A 13,184-nucleotide genomic window follows, 5' to 3' on the forward strand; every position below is an offset into this window, starting at 1 on the left:
TGGAGGTACTCGTGCCCATTGCCCAGGACCCGTTGTCCGTAGAGGTGACCCTTCCACGTGAGGAGGTGGCCCTTCTTACGGTGGAGGGGTACTTGGACGTCGACACGGCGACCGAGTTCCAGCACCACCTGGCGAACCAGCTCCATCACGGCCGCCGGCACTTCCTGCTCGATCTGTCGGCGGTCCCCTTCATGGACTCGTCCGGCATGAACATCATCCTGCGTGTGTACCAGGAGGCGCGTGAGCTGCCGGGGAGCGTGCACATCATCTCGCCCGCCCCCGCCGTGCGGCGCATCCTGGACCTGACCGGCGTGAGCATCACCGTCCCCGTGTCGGAGAGCGTCGAGGAGGCGCTGGAGCGGGTCGAGCGTCAGCCGGAGACGCCCCCGGCCGACCCGGAACCCTGACCACGAGCCAGCCCCCGGTGCCCGGGGCGGGCTGGGCGCGACACGACCACGACGAGGAGAGAAAACAGGTGCCGCAGCACGAAACGGGCGGAACACCCGGAACACCGGCGCAGGAGGTCAGGGACTTCCTGTGGCGCCGCAGCGAACAGATCGCCCAGCGGTGGGCCGACGAGCCCCTGTTCCGTGCGGTGTTCACGGTCTCGCGCGAGGAGGCGGTGGAGGCCGGCAAGGCGGTCGTCGACGCGCTGGCCCAGGTCGCCGACGCACAGCGGGTCGAGGACCCGGACGCCGCGGGGTTCACCGGTGTGCGCGAGCAGCTGGCGCGGATGGGGGCGGCCCGCTCCCGCGCGGGGCTGTCCGCCACCCAGGTGTCGTCCGAGCTGGCCGCACTGCTGCCGCCGGTGGAGAACCTCCTGGTCGCCGATCTGGGACAGGAGGAGCCCGAGCGGCTGCGGCAGAGTTCGACCGTGCTCGGCGTGCTGCTGGGCACCCTGCGTCTGGTGGCCATGCAGACGGCGCTCAGCGAGGGGCAGGCGCTCATCGACCGGCAGCGGCTCCAGCTGCTGGAGGTGGCGACGCCGGTGATCAAACTCTGGGACGGCATCGTGGCGGTCCCGCTGATCGGGACGCTGGACAGCGCCCGCAGCCAGGTGGTGATGGAGACGCTGCTGGACGCGGTGGTCGAGCAGCACGCCCGGTTCGCGATCCTCGACATCACCGGTGTGCCGACCGTCGACTCGCTGGTCGCCCAGCACCTCATGAAGACGGTCGCCGCGGCCCGGCTGATGGGCGCGGAGTGCGTGGTGTCCGGTATCCGTCCGGCGATCGCGCAGACCATCGTGCACCTCGGCCTGGACCTCGGCACGGTGAAGACCCGGGCGAGCCTCGCCGACGCGCTCGGGTACTGCCTGCACGAGCTGGGAGCGAACATCGTGAACGCGGCGCCCGACGGTGCGGGCCGACGGTGAGCGAAGGGATCTCCCGCCCGGTCGCGGGACATGTGCCGGTACTCAGACTCGGGGACGTGCTGCTGGTCACCCTGCAGGGGGACCTGCACGACAGCATGGCGGACCAGCTCCAGCAGGACCTCTCCGAGACCATCGTCAGCAGCGGCGTCGCAGGGGTGGTCATCGACATCTCCGGCGTGGAGATCGTCGACTCCTTCCTCGGGAGGGTGCTGGCGGAGATCGCGGCCCAGACCGAGCTGCTTGCCGCGCGGACCGTGGTGGCCGGCATGCGGCCCGCGGTCGCCATCACCCTGGTGGAGCTCGGGCTGACGCTGCCGGGGCTGCGGACCGCGCTCACCACAGAGGCGGCGATGGAGCTCCTCGCGCAGCCCATCGTGCCGCTCCGGGCCGGCGGCGTGCGCGAGGAGAGTCCGTGATGCACACTGCCGCGGGCGTGGAAGCCCGCCTGCCCATCCGGTCGGACATGGATCTGGTGTGGGTACGTCAGCATGTGCGGCAGGCCGCCGCCAAGCTCGGCTTCGGTCTGGTGGACCAGACGAAGCTGGTGACCGCCGCCAGCGAGCTGGCACGCAACACCCTGGTGCACGGCGGTGGCGGCCTGATGGAGGCGTCGCACGTCACCACCACGGGCGGGGCCGACGGGCTGCGGCTCACCTTCAGCGATTCGGGGCCGGGCATCCCCGATCTCGACCGGGCGCTCAGCGACGGCTACACCTCCGGCGGCGGGCTGGGCATGGGGCTGGGCGGCGCCCGGCGCCTGGTGCACGACTTCACGGTCGACAGTGCCCCCGGGTCGGGGACCACCGTGCGGGTGACCTCGTGGGTGTCCCGGCCGCGGCGTCCGCGCGAGGACGTCTGATGCCCCGCGTCTGGGACGTACCGGTGCAGGACCCGACCCGTGTGCGTGACGTGCGGGTCGCGGCGGAGGAGGCCGCGGCCCTGGCCCGGCTGGACGAGCGGCGCACCGCCGCCGTGTCCCTGGTGGCCACCGAGCTCGCCACCAATCTGCTCAAGTACGCGCAGGCGGGCGGGGTGCTCATCGACGTCGTGGACCCGCCCCTGCCGCGGGAGGGGCGGCCGGGGCGGGCCGTGCAGATCACCGCGATCGACCACGGGCCGGGGATCGCCGATGTGGCCGGTGCGCTGCGGGACGGGTTCTCCTCGAGCGGTTCGCTCGGCGCGGGCCTCGGCACCTGCCGGCGTCTCGCGGACGACTTCGGCCTGCACAGCGTGCCCGGCCGAGGCACGGTGGCGGTGGCGCGCGTCGGCCCCGTCGCCGGCCGTCCGGGCCGGGGTGAGGATCCCGCGGGCGGCCTCGGTGTGCATGCCGGCGGCGTGAATGTCCCGTTCGCCGGCGCGGACTTCTCGGGGGACGCCTGGGCCTGGGTCAGGTCCGGCGACCGTACGACGCTGATGCTCGCCGACGGACTGGGGCACGGGAGCGAGGCGGCCCGTGCGTCGACCGCCGCCGTCGAGGAGCTGCGCCACTGGGCCCGGCTGGCCCCCGCCGAGGCGCTGCACAAGCTGCACGCGGCGCTGGCCGGTACGCGGGGCGCGGCCGTCGCCATGGCCCAGCTCGACACCTGGACCGGCCGGCTGCGCTTCGCCGGGATCGGCAATGTGACGGCCCGGCTGCGGGAGGGCGACCGCTGGCGGTCCCTGCTGTCCCGGCCGGGCATCGTCGGAGTTCACCAGCCCCACACGGTGCGTGAGGACGAGGTCCCCTGGTCCGCCGGGAGCCTGCTGATTTTGCACACGGACGGTCTGCCCGGCCGCTGGACGCCGCCCCCGGACACCGGGCATCCGCCGGCCGACCCGGCCGTGACGGCCGCCGTGACCGTCCGGGACGCCGGCAGCTCCGCGCGACCGGTGCGGGACGACACCGCCGTGGCCGTGCTGGCCCCCGTCCCGTCGCCGGAGCGCCCATGACGCGCACCTGGCGGATCGGCACCGTCACGGACGCGGCACACGCCCGTGTCGCCGTGGCACGGCTGGCCGCGGCGTACGGGGTGCCCACCGTGGAACGCGCCCGGCTGACCGCGGAGCTCAGCGGCCGGCTGCGGCAGTGCCTCACCAAGGGCGGCACCTGGACACTCACCCTGGAGGGGCCCGGCTCCGCCGCCGGGACGGCCGGCCTGCACGCCGTGGTGACGCCGGCCCTCGGCCCGGACGCCGACGGCCGCGCCCGGTGGACGGTGACCGCTCGCTGCCCCGAACCGGATCCGGCCGTCGGCACCGGTCCGTCGACGGAGGATCCGGCCGGTCTGTCCGAGGCTCTGCTGAGCGCCGACGAGGACATGGCCGTGGTGCTGGAGAAGCTCACCGAGCAGGAGGAACTGGTCGCCTTCCACCGGGAGGAGCTGCACCAGACCAACCAGGGCGTCGTGGCGCTGCACGCCGAGCTGGACGCGGCGGGACGGGCGCAGCAGGAGGCGTTCGCCGCCGAGCGCAGCGCCCGCGAGGAGGCGGAGAACGCCCGGCACAGACTGACGTTCCTGGCGGACGCGAGCGCCGCGCTGAACGCCTCGCTGAACCACGACGAGATCGTGCGCCGGCTGCCCGAGCTGCTCGTGCCGCGGTACGCCGCCGACGTCGACGTATGGCTGTTCGACGACCACGAGGATGACCGGCACCGTCCCACCACCCACCCCGGTGCGGCGGTCCTCGCGGCCCGGACCGGGCGCCCGCAGTACGCCGCCGACCATCCCGGGGGTCTGCCCGGGGTGGACGACCGGCCGCCCTCGGCCCTGGATCCCGTGCGGCCCCTGCTGTGCCTCCCGCTGCTGGCACGCCGTACTCCGCTGGGTGTGCTGACGCTGTCGCCGCCCGGTGAGCGCTGGGACCCGGACGACGCCGTGATGCTGATCGAGCTCGCCCGGCGGGCCGGCATCGCCATGGACAACGCCCGCCGGTTCGAGCACAACCGGGACATCGCCGAGACGCTGCAGCGCGCCCTGCTCACAGAGCTGCCGACGGCGCCGGGCCTGAGTCTGGCGGCGCGCTATCTGCCGGCCACGCACGGGCTGAACATCGGTGGCGACTGGTACGACGCGTTCCGCCAGCGGGACGGCAGTCTGATCACCGTCATCGGTGATGTGACGGGGCACGGGCTGCACGCGGCGGTGATGATGAGCCAGCTGCGCACCGCGCTGCGCGCCTACGCCGTCGACGGCGGCGGGCCCGGCCGGCTGCTGACCCGGCTGCACGGGTATCTGCGGCATCTCCAGCCGGATCTGTTCGCCACCGCGGTCATCGCGCGGTTCCATCCGGACGGGCACACCCTGACGTGGGCCGCGGCGGGTCATCCACCGCCGGTGCTGCGGCTGCCCGACGGGCGGGTGCGGGTCCTGGACGCCAAGCCGGGCGCGATGCTCGGCATTCCGCTTCAGCAGGACATCGCCGACCACACCGAGCGGTTGACGCCCGGTTCGACGCTGGCGCTCTACACCGACGGGCTGGTCGAGCGGCGGGCCCGGGGCATCGACCCGGGGATCGAGCGGCTCGCGGACGCCCTCGGGGCGTACGGCTCCGCCGATCTGGACGCCGATCTGGAGGAGTCGGCGGACCGGATACTCCATCCGCTGCTGAGCGACTCCGAGCGGGACGACGACGTGTGTCTCCTGCTGTGCCATCTGCGCGGCTGACGCGGGGGCGACCGGTACGTCCGCCGTGGCTTCCCGGTGCGTTCCCTCGCCGGTGCGGGCATCGTGGTGCTGAACAGGGGCACGCGTCAGGCATCGATGTCCGAGGCGGACCGCCTGAAGCCGCAGGAAGGATGGACACCGTGACACGACCCAGGATCCTTGTGGTGGGCGCGGGTTTCGCCGGCGTGGAGTGCGTGCGACGGCTGGAACGCAGGCTCGCCCCCGACGAGGCCGACCTCACGCTGGTGACGCCGTTCTCCTACCAGCTCTATCTGCCCCTGCTCCCCCAGGTGGCCTCGGGTGTGCTGGCCCCGCAGTCGGTCGCGCTCTCCCTGCGCCGCAGCGAGCGGTACCGCACCCGGATCATCCCGGGCGGGGCCATCGGCGTGGACCTGCGGTCCAAGGTCTGTGTCGTCCGCATCGTCAACGGTGAGATCGTCAACGAGCCGTACGACTACATCGTGCTGGCCCCCGGCAGCGTCACCCGCACCTTCGACATCCCGGGGCTGACGGACCACGCCTTCGGGATGAAGTCGCTGGCCGAGGCCGCCTACCTCCGCGATCACGTCATCTCCCAGCTCGACCTGGCGGACGCCAGTCACGATCCGGCGGAGCGGGCCTCGCGGCTGCAGTTCGTGGTGGTCGGCGGCGGTTACGCGGGCACCGAGACGGCGGCCTGCCTCCAGCGGCTGACGCACGCCGCCGTCAAGCGCTATCCCCGGCTGGACCCGGGCCTGATCAAGTGGCACCTGATCGACATCGCACCGAAGCTCATGCCGGAACTGGGCGAGAAGCTCGGGCGCAGCGCGCACGAGATCCTGACCCGGCGCGGCATCGAGGTCTCCCTGGGGGTCTCCATCGCGAAGGCGAGCGCCGAGGAGGTGACCTTCACCGACGGCCGGGTGGTGTCCACCCGCACCCTCATCTGGACCGCGGGAGTCGTCGCCAGCCCGCTCATCGCCACGCTCGGCGCGGAAACCGTCCGGGGACGGCTCGCGGTCGGCTCGGACATGCGCCTGCCGGGCCACGACGGGGTGTTCGCGCTCGGCGACTCGGCCGCGGTGCCCGATGTGGCCAAGGGCGACGGCGCCGTGTGCCCGCCGACCGCGCAGCACGCGTTCCGGCAGGGCAGGCACGCCGCCGACAACGTCATCGCGACCCTGCGGGACCGGCCGACGCAGCCGTACGTCCACAAGGACCTCGGACTCGTGGTGGATCTCGGCGGCACCGACGCGGTGTCCAAGCCGTTCGGCATCGAACTGCACGGTCTGTCCGCCCAGGCGGTGGCCCGCGGCTACCACTGGTCGGCGCTGCGCACCAACGTCGCCAAGACCCGGGTCATGACCGACTGGCTGCTGAACGCGGTCGCCGGCGACGACTTCGTACGTACCGGGTTCCAGGCGCACCGGCCCGGCAACCTGCGGGACTTCGAGTACCTCGACGCCTATCTGACGCCGGAGCAGGTGCGGGCGCACGTCGAGGAAGCGGGCCGGGCGGCCCGGTGACGCACCGGGCAGGGGGCGGCTCGCACCGTGCGACGCCGGGATCCGGGCCGGTGACGGCGGGGGAGGATGCGGCGGCGTGAAAGCGGCGGGACGGTCGGGGCGGGCGCGGGTGCGGGACCACCTCGCGGCGTCCGACCCCGGTCTGCTGCGGCTGACGGCCGGACTGCGGACGGTGGGGGCCATCGCGCTGACGCTGGCCGTGCTCGCCTCGCTGGGATTCGGTGTCACCCGGCTGGTGACGGGAGCCATGACGGCGATGGTCGCCACCTTCGCCATCCGGGAACGGCAGCGCTCCGCCCAGGCGGTCACACTGGCCCTCGGTCTGCCGGTCGCGCTGGCGTCCGTGTCACTGGGCGCGGTGCTCAGCGAGCGGACGGTCGTCGGGGACGCCTTCTTCGTCGTCCTGATCTTCTGCGCGGTGTACGGCCGCCGGTTCGGCGACCGCGGGACCGGACTCGGTCTGATCGGCTTCCAGGTCTACTTCGTGTCCCTGTTCGTCGGTGCCTCCGCCGGTCAGCTGCCAGGGTTGTGGGCGGCCATGACGGTCGCCTTCGCGAGCAGCGCACTGGTGCGGTTCGGTGTCGTCCCCGTGACTCCCGCCGGTCTGCTCCAGCGGCTGCGCCAGGCTTTCCGCGCCCGGCTGGGCCGGCTGGTCTCCGCGCAGCTGGCGTTGCTCGACGCGGGGCCGGACCAGGTGGACAAGGCGCTGGAGGACGTGCGGGAGGGCACGGCCCGGCTGCACGAGACAGCCCTCATGATCCAGACCCGGCTGGAGGAGGGTACGCCCGACGAGTCGACGGCGCGGCTGGTGCAGCGCCGCATCGCGGATGCCGAGCTCGCCGCCGAGCGGCTCGGTCTGCTGCTGCTGTCCGCCCGCAGCGCCGAACGGGCGGACACCCTCACCCTGCATCTGCCCGGCGCCCCCGCCCCTGAGGTCGGCCGGCTGCCCGGGCCGGACGAGGCCACGGCCCAGTTGCGCCGGGATCTGTTCGCGCTGCGCGCGCTCGTGCTGCGGGCGGGGGCGGGCGGGACGGGCGTGGCCCATGTGCGCAACCGGCTGCTCGCCTACCGGGACGGAGAGCATCTGCCGCCCGCGTCGCCCGCCGTGCAGGACGTGTTCCGGGCCGTCGGGGAGAGCGCCCGCGCCGTCATGGGGCTGCGGGTCGCCCTCGACGGTCCGCAGGACGAGTCGGACGACAGCCCGGCGACGGCCAGGTCCCGGGAGGAGCTGGACGCCGAGGACGCCGCCATCGACGCCGGCGAGCAGACGGAGCCGGACACAACGCACCGGGGGCTGCGACGGCCCACCACGCGCGCCGCCGTGCAGGTGGCCGTGGGCTCGACGCTGGCCATCATCGGCGGTGAGCTGCTGTCCACGGACCGTTGGTACTGGGCGGTGCTGACCTGCTGGATCGTCTTCATCAACACGGCCTCGACCGGCGAGATCCTGGTCAAGGGCTACCGGCGGCTGCTGGGCACGGTGTTCGGTGTGGTCGCGGGGATGGCGCTGGCGGCCGTGGTGGGCCGTCACACCCTGGCGGCGTTCCTGCTGGTGCTGGTGCTGATCTTCCTGATGTTCTACACGGCGCCGCTGTCCTACACGCTCATGTCGTTCTTCGTGACCGCGATGCTGGGGCTGCTGTACACGCTGCTGCACACCTACAGCTGGGAGGTGCTGGTGCTGCGCCTGGAGGAGACGGCGCTGGGCGCGGCCTGCGGGGTCGCCGCGGCAGCGCTGGTGCTGCCCGTGAACACCGACCGGCGCACCAACGATCTGCTGGTCACCGTGCTGGAACGGCTCGGCGAGGTCACCGAGGCCGCGGTCGGTCAGCTCAGCGGCGGGCCCGCCGACGACCTGCTGGACAAGGCACGGGAGCTGGACCAGGCCCTGGGCGACCTGCGCGGTGCCACCCAGCCTCTGACCCACCCGGTCACCCCGCTGCGGGCCCGGCGCACCAACGCGCGCTATGTGGTGGCCCTCCTCGAGACCTGCGCGTACCACGCCCGCTCACTGGCGGCAACGGCCGAGTTGCTGCCGACCCATCCCTCGATCGCGGCGGATCCCCGGCTGCGCGGGGCGGCGGGACGTACCGTGCGCAACATCGGCACGATCACGGCCCGGGTCGCGGAGGAGCACGTCTCCGCGCCCGTCGAGACGGGCCCGAGCATCGCGTCCCTCCTGGGCGACGACGGCACGGCCCGCTACGGCCGGATCACCGGACGGGTGCTGCGGCATCTCGAACGCCTGGACGAGGCCGTGGTGGGTCTCGCCCGTCCCCTGGACGTACGGGTATCGACACCCGAACGCTGACCCGGAACGGCACCGCTCCCCGCGCACGCGAGGCCCCGTCAGGTCCGGCAGGGGAAACCGCCCCCGCCCGGCACCGCGTCGCTCCCCGAAGGCACGGCGGTGCGTCAGACCCCGCCCGTGGGGCCCGGCACCCCGTCGGACACCGAGGACGGTGACCCGTGCCGCCCGGCACCGCGTGCGCGGGGGGCGCGGGGTGCGCGGGGTGCGCGGGGTGCGCGGGGTGCGCGGGCTCGCGTACCTGCCCGCGTCGTCGTGCACCGTGTGCACCGGGCGCGGTCAGAAGTCTGTCGGGAGGCCGCTTGCCTCGGCTATGCCGCGTAGCTCCTCGTTCTGGCGGTGCCGGTCCCTGATGAATCCGGCGATCTCGTCCAGGCGGGACGGATCGGCGGCGGTCGCCGCGTCGGTGACCACTCTGACCGGCCCCGTCTCGTCGACCTCGAGCTCGACCACCTCGTTGTCGAGGCGCCCGGTGACGGCGGTGGCGATGACGAGGGCGGCCTCGTCGCGGACTTCCTGCGGAAGTTCGTCGTCGCCGCTGTCCAGCGCCAGGTCCATGCCCGACAGCCGGTGTTCGTCGATCGCCTCGAGGACCGGCTCCACCACACGGAGCAGAAGCCGGTAGTCCTCGGTGTCCATCCGGACCCGCAGGAGGTCGAGATAGACGTCCACGGGCCGGCCTTCCGGGGGAATCTCGGATTCGCTCATCGGCTTCGGGTTCCCCGAACCCGGCGAGTCATACGGCGGCCGGCCGGGCGGCGTGCGGCACGTCCCGCACGTCGGCCGCCAGCCAGCGGTGTGCGGTGGTGAGTGCCTGTTGCACGTCCCGCGTTCCGGTCGACACGCACAGCGTGTAGGCCAGGTCACCGATCCGCGGGTCCTCGCCGCCCGCGACGCGGTCGGCGCTGCCGGTTCCGGTGGCGGCCAGGGCCTCGTACTCCTCGACGAGGCGGCGCAGCACGGTGGGGTGAGGCTTCAGCATGTGTCTCGCATTCTCGTGTTCCGGTCCGGGGCGGGCGTGCCGTTTCACGCCGTCGCCGAGTGTCCGCCGACGGGGCGCGGGCTCTTCCGCTGTCCCATCGCGTCGGCGCGCACTCGGGCGCAGCTGCGGCTGATGAGGCGGGAGACGTGCATCTGGGAGATGCCCAGCCTGTCGGCGATACGACTCTGGGTCATGTCTTCGAAGAAACGCATGTAGAGAATGGCGCGCTCGCGCTCCGGCAACCGGCGCAGCCCTTCCTTGGCGGACTCGCGGTCGACGACGACGTCGTACGAGGCGTCCGCGGCGCCGAGGGTGTCGGCGAGGCTGTAGCCGTCGTCGTCGGACGACAGTTCCGCGTCGAGCGACAGGGTGCTGAAGCTCTCCAGCGCCTCCATCCCGGCGGCGACCTCCTCCTCGGTCAGTCCGGTGTGCGCGGCGACGGCCGCCACGGACGGCTCGGGACTCCCGGGGTTCTGGGTGAGCTCGCGCCGTGCCACCCGCACCTTGTTGCGCAGCTCCTGAACCCGGCGGGGCACGCGCAGCGCCCACATCCGGTCGCGGAAGTGCCGCTTGACCTCGCCGGTGATGGTGGGGACGGCATAGCTCTCGAAGGCTCCCCGGCTCGGGTCGAACCGGTCGATGGCCTTGACCAGTCCGAGGGCGGCGACCTGGCGCAGGTCCTCGAGGGACTCGCCGCGGTCGCGGAAGCGGCCGGCGATGCGGTGGGCCATGGGCAGCCACGCGGTGGTGAGTTCGTCGCGCACCGCGTCCCGCTCGGGGCCGTCCTCCAGCGAGGACAGCCGGATGAACAGGGCGGCGGTGTCGGGGGCGTCGTCGTGCCGCCGGCGGGGCGGGGCGATCGTCGTGTCGGAGGAGCCGGGACGATGGGCGGACGTGTCAATGAGCATGCGGTTCGCTCCCGAACGGTGATTTCAGGGGACTACCGCGGGACGGCCGCCGCCGGGACACCCGGAGGGTCCTCAGCGGCCGTACCCTCCCGCTGGCGCGCCTCCGGTCCGAAGCACGAACCTCCGATTGCCCTGACTCCGGTAGAACAAACTCCGCTTTGCCGCGGAATCTGCCCGGGACTCAGACCAGGGGTACGACCGCGGTGATGCACTTGCCGCCGGCGGGCAGATCGGACACCCGGATGTCGCGGGACAGCCGGCACACGATGGGCCAGCCGTGACCCCCGGGGCGGCGGCGTCCCCGCTGGTCGGTGCCGGGTACCACGACGGGCAGTTCGTCGCTGCGGTCGCTGACCGACAGCCGTACTCCGGGACCGCTGACGTCGACCCGGAAATCGGTGACTCCCCCGCCGTGCACCATCGCGTTGGTGGTGAGCTCGGAGGCGACGAGCAGGGCATCCGCCAGGGCATCGGTGTCACAGACGGTGTGGGTGGCGCGGCAGCGTTCGGTCACCGCCCGCTCGACGGCCTCGCGCACCTCGGCCGGCCGGGCCGGTACCGTCCGGCGCGCACCGGGTGGCCGGAGAACGGGTTCGGTCGTGTAGTCCTCACTCATACCGCGGCTCCCTGGAGTCGGTGGCGGACGATGGTCGACGAAGAATGCCTCGGACCTCCCTTTTCGGCTCACCTGTCCCGTTACCGGCAAACCTCCCCGCCGTTTCCCGTACACCTGTCATTCGAATGCCACACGCGGGTACGCGGTCCCTATGACCGATGTGGTGGACTCGGACGAACTGCTGCGGCGCATCCAGCGGGCGAGGGCCTGGACTGCGCAGGAGGAGCGGGCCTGGCGGGCCCGGGGTGAGGAGCTGGTACGGGAGGACTCCGGCGACCCGGCCGCCGCGCGTGACGCCGACATGCGCGAGGTGGCCTACGGGGTCGTGCTGCGGGTGCTGGACGAGATCCTGACGCCGGGCAGACACGCGGCGCGCGGCTGAACGGCGGGGCGTGTGGATGGACACCGTCCGGTGCCGGGAACCCGGGACACATGGCGGTCGATCACCACCGGGCCGCGGTTACGGAAGCACTGGAGGACTACCACCGCGAGAGGCGGCTGAGTCTCACTCCGCCGGGCGACCTGCGGATGGAGCAGGCGACGCTGCCGCGGGACGCGTTCTTCGTGCCCGCGCTCCGGTATCTGCGCACGGGGTTGGACACGGGCAGGTATCTGCCCGATCCGTCGGATCCGGGCCTGGACACGGTCCGGGTGGTGGACGAGCGTACCGACTGAGACCATGACGAAAGAGGTCATCCGACCCGATTACCGGAACGCCGACTGAATGGTTTATCGTTCATACATACCTGGTGACGGAGTCGACGCCCTGTCCTCCGGACACCACCCCTTACTGCCCTGGCTGGCCTCCCCCGTCCAGCCAGGGCTTCTTCATGCCCGGCGAAAACCGTGGCCCGCTGAGGTGCCTCGAACAGCGGCAGCGGCTGAAATGAACGTAGGGAATGCACCGGAACCGATTGCCCGGCGAGGAGCCCCGCGCCATGACCAAAGCGATCAAACTCCTGACGGCCCTCCCCCCTCCTCAGCGCGAGCGCCTGATGACACTCGCGCGGGAGGTGTCCTTCCCGGAGGACACCCGGATCTTCGAGTCGGGTGGCACCGCCGACCGCTTCTGGGTGATCCGCTCCGGCGCGGTCTCGCTGGACCAGCAGGTCAACGAGCTGCACCGGGTGACGGTCGCCGGCCTCGGCGCGGGCGATCTGCTCGGCTGGTCCTGGCTCTTCCCGCCGCACGAGTGGGACTTCGGCGCCGTGGCCTTCAGCCCGGTGCGCGCCTATGAGTTCGACGCGGCGGCCGTTCTCCGGCTCTGCGAGGAGGATCCGCAGCTCGGACTGACGCTGGTGCGCAAGGTCGCCGAGGTGCTGGCCAACCGGCTCGAGGCGACGCGCGGCAAGCTGATGGACCAGTACGCGGTGCACCGGCGCAGCGGGCCGGTGTAGCCGGTCGCGCACCCGTCGCGGCGCCGGCGACCGCCCTGGCGCTCAGGCTCCCGCGATGAGCGTGAGCCCCAGGACGACCATGGTGGCGGCGACGAGGCCGTCCAGCACACGCCAGGCGGCGGGGCGGGCCAGGAAGCGGCTCAGCAGACGGGCACCGAAGCCGAGCGCCGCGAACCAGCAGAGGCTGGCCACTACGGCGCCCAGGCCGAACGTCCAGCGCAGCGGACCGTGACCGGCGGCGACCGAGCCCAGCAGGAACACCGTGTCGAGGTAGACGTGCGGGTTGAGCCAGGTCATCGCGAGGCAGGTCAGCACGGCGCGGCGGCGTGAGCCCGCCGCGCCGCCCTCCGTCCGCAGTCCGGTGGCGGGGGGGGGGGGGGGGCGGGGGGGGGGGGGGGGGGGGGGGGGGAGGGGGGAAAAAGCGGCGAACCAACCGAACGACCGCCGCT

At 72.8% G+C, this 13,184-nt stretch carries 15 protein-coding genes and 1 pseudogene; 11 read left to right on the plus strand and 5 right to left on the minus strand.

Features of this window, described 5'->3' with window-relative positions:
* Positions 1-11: 11 nt before the first annotated feature.
* The 8 genes from ACZ5C2_RS19105 (at position 12) to ACZ5C2_RS19140 (ending at position 8,835) form a co-directional block, all read left to right on the plus strand.
* Complete coding sequence (locus tag ACZ5C2_RS19105; protein ID WP_468792284.1) at positions 12-407, plus strand: anti-sigma factor antagonist; 396 nt, start codon at positions 12-14, stop codon at positions 405-407.
* Between the two features lie 68 nt (positions 408-475).
* Complete coding sequence (locus tag ACZ5C2_RS19110) at positions 476-1,375, plus strand: STAS domain-containing protein (protein WP_468792288.1); 900 nt, start codon at positions 476-478, stop codon at positions 1,373-1,375.
* On the plus strand, positions 1,372-1,791 hold the full coding sequence (locus ACZ5C2_RS19115) for an STAS domain-containing protein (RefSeq protein WP_468792291.1): 420 nt from the start codon (positions 1,372-1,374) through the stop codon (positions 1,789-1,791). The genes ACZ5C2_RS19110 and ACZ5C2_RS19115 overlap by 4 nt, the downstream gene beginning before the upstream one ends.
* Entirely contained in the window at positions 1,791-2,234 is a 444-nt protein-coding gene (locus ACZ5C2_RS19120) for an anti-sigma regulatory factor (protein WP_468792757.1), read from the plus strand. Before ACZ5C2_RS19115 ends, ACZ5C2_RS19120 begins: the two co-directional genes overlap by 1 nt.
* Positions 2,234-3,304, plus strand: a complete 1,071-nt coding sequence (locus ACZ5C2_RS19125) for an ATP-binding SpoIIE family protein phosphatase (protein ID WP_468792294.1) — start codon at positions 2,234-2,236, stop codon at positions 3,302-3,304. Before ACZ5C2_RS19120 ends, ACZ5C2_RS19125 begins: the two co-directional genes overlap by 1 nt.
* Positions 3,301-5,019 carry a PP2C family protein-serine/threonine phosphatase gene (locus ACZ5C2_RS19130; RefSeq protein ID WP_468792298.1) on the plus strand — a complete coding sequence of 573 codons (1,719 nt, stop codon included), beginning with the start codon at positions 3,301-3,303 and terminating at the stop codon, positions 5,017-5,019. The genes ACZ5C2_RS19125 and ACZ5C2_RS19130 overlap by 4 nt, the downstream gene beginning before the upstream one ends.
* Before the next feature lie 131 nt (positions 5,020-5,150).
* Complete coding sequence (locus ACZ5C2_RS19135; protein ID WP_468792301.1) at positions 5,151-6,524, plus strand: NAD(P)/FAD-dependent oxidoreductase; 1,374 nt, start codon at positions 5,151-5,153, stop codon at positions 6,522-6,524.
* A gap of 76 nt (positions 6,525-6,600) precedes the next feature.
* On the plus strand, positions 6,601-8,835 hold the full coding sequence (locus tag ACZ5C2_RS19140; RefSeq protein ID WP_468792304.1) for an FUSC family protein: 2,235 nt from the start codon (positions 6,601-6,603) through the stop codon (positions 8,833-8,835).
* A 276-nt stretch (positions 8,836-9,111) separates the two neighbouring features.
* Here the strand turns inward: ACZ5C2_RS19140 and ACZ5C2_RS19145 are convergent, their stop codons facing one another.
* The 4 genes from ACZ5C2_RS19145 to ACZ5C2_RS19160 form a co-directional block, all read right to left on the minus strand.
* On the minus strand, positions 9,112-9,540 hold the full coding sequence (locus ACZ5C2_RS19145) for a hypothetical protein (RefSeq protein ID WP_468792307.1): 429 nt from the start codon (positions 9,538-9,540) through the stop codon (positions 9,112-9,114).
* A gap of 28 nt (positions 9,541-9,568) precedes the next feature.
* Positions 9,569-9,814, minus strand: coding sequence for a DUF5133 domain-containing protein (locus ACZ5C2_RS19150; RefSeq protein ID WP_468792310.1), 246 nt, complete (start codon positions 9,812-9,814; stop codon positions 9,569-9,571).
* 44 nt (positions 9,815-9,858) lie between these two features.
* Entirely contained in the window at positions 9,859-10,722 is an 864-nt protein-coding gene (locus ACZ5C2_RS19155) for a SigB/SigF/SigG family RNA polymerase sigma factor (protein ID WP_468792313.1), read from the minus strand.
* A gap of 181 nt (positions 10,723-10,903) precedes the next feature.
* Positions 10,904-11,338, minus strand: coding sequence for an ATP-binding protein (locus tag ACZ5C2_RS19160; protein WP_468792316.1), 435 nt, complete (start codon positions 11,336-11,338; stop codon positions 10,904-10,906).
* Positions 11,339-11,489: 151 nt separating this feature from the next.
* Between ACZ5C2_RS19160 and ACZ5C2_RS19165 the strand changes: the two genes are divergently transcribed.
* The 3 genes from ACZ5C2_RS19165 (at position 11,490) to ACZ5C2_RS19175 (ending at position 12,735) form a co-directional block, all read left to right on the plus strand.
* On the plus strand, positions 11,490-11,720 hold the full coding sequence (locus ACZ5C2_RS19165) for a hypothetical protein (protein WP_468792319.1): 231 nt from the start codon (positions 11,490-11,492) through the stop codon (positions 11,718-11,720).
* 50 nt (positions 11,721-11,770) lie between these two features.
* Positions 11,771-12,013 carry a hypothetical protein gene (locus ACZ5C2_RS19170; RefSeq protein ID WP_468792322.1) on the plus strand — a complete coding sequence of 81 codons (243 nt, stop codon included), beginning with the start codon at positions 11,771-11,773 and terminating at the stop codon, positions 12,011-12,013.
* 263 nt (positions 12,014-12,276) lie between these two features.
* Positions 12,277-12,735, plus strand: a complete 459-nt coding sequence (locus ACZ5C2_RS19175; protein WP_468792325.1) for a cyclic nucleotide-binding domain-containing protein — start codon at positions 12,277-12,279, stop codon at positions 12,733-12,735.
* Positions 12,736-12,777: 42 nt separating this feature from the next.
* On the opposite strand, the pseudogene ACZ5C2_RS19180 reads toward ACZ5C2_RS19175, so the two are convergent.
* Positions 12,778-13,104 (minus strand): annotated as a pseudogene (locus ACZ5C2_RS19180) (LysE/ArgO family amino acid transporter); the annotation flags it as partial.
* Positions 13,105-13,184 lie beyond the last annotated feature (80 nt).

The sequence above is a fragment of the Streptomyces sp. NPDC031365 genome (assembly GCF_055569765.1).

Excerpts from the sequence above, each read along its gene's own strand:
- ACZ5C2_RS19120 (WP_468792757.1), top strand. The coding sequence starts at position 1,791 with ATGCACACTGCCGCGGGCGTGGAAGCCCGCCTGCCCATCCGGTCGGAC.
- ACZ5C2_RS19125 (WP_468792294.1), top strand. The coding sequence starts at position 2,234 with ATGCCCCGCGTCTGGGACGTACCGGTGCAGGACCCGACCCGTGTGCGT.
- ACZ5C2_RS19130 (WP_468792298.1), top strand. The coding sequence starts at position 3,301 with ATGACGCGCACCTGGCGGATCGGCACCGTCACGGACGCGGCACACGCC.
- ACZ5C2_RS19135 (WP_468792301.1), top strand. The coding sequence starts at position 5,151 with ATGGACACCGTGACACGACCCAGGATCCTTGTGGTGGGCGCGGGTTTC.
- ACZ5C2_RS19145 (WP_468792307.1), bottom strand. The coding sequence starts at position 9,540 with ATGAGCGAATCCGAGATTCCCCCGGAAGGCCGGCCCGTGGACGTCTAT.
- ACZ5C2_RS19150 (WP_468792310.1), bottom strand. The coding sequence starts at position 9,814 with ATGCTGAAGCCTCACCCCACCGTGCTGCGCCGCCTCGTCGAGGAGTAC.
- ACZ5C2_RS19155 (WP_468792313.1), bottom strand. The coding sequence starts at position 10,722 with ATGCTCATTGACACGTCCGCCCATCGTCCCGGCTCCTCCGACACGACG.
- ACZ5C2_RS19160 (WP_468792316.1), bottom strand. The coding sequence starts at position 11,338 with ATGAGTGAGGACTACACGACCGAACCCGTTCTCCGGCCACCCGGTGCG.
- ACZ5C2_RS19165 (WP_468792319.1), top strand. The coding sequence starts at position 11,490 with ATGACCGATGTGGTGGACTCGGACGAACTGCTGCGGCGCATCCAGCGG.
- ACZ5C2_RS19170 (WP_468792322.1), top strand. The coding sequence starts at position 11,771 with ATGGCGGTCGATCACCACCGGGCCGCGGTTACGGAAGCACTGGAGGAC.
- ACZ5C2_RS19175 (WP_468792325.1), top strand. The coding sequence starts at position 12,277 with ATGACCAAAGCGATCAAACTCCTGACGGCCCTCCCCCCTCCTCAGCGC.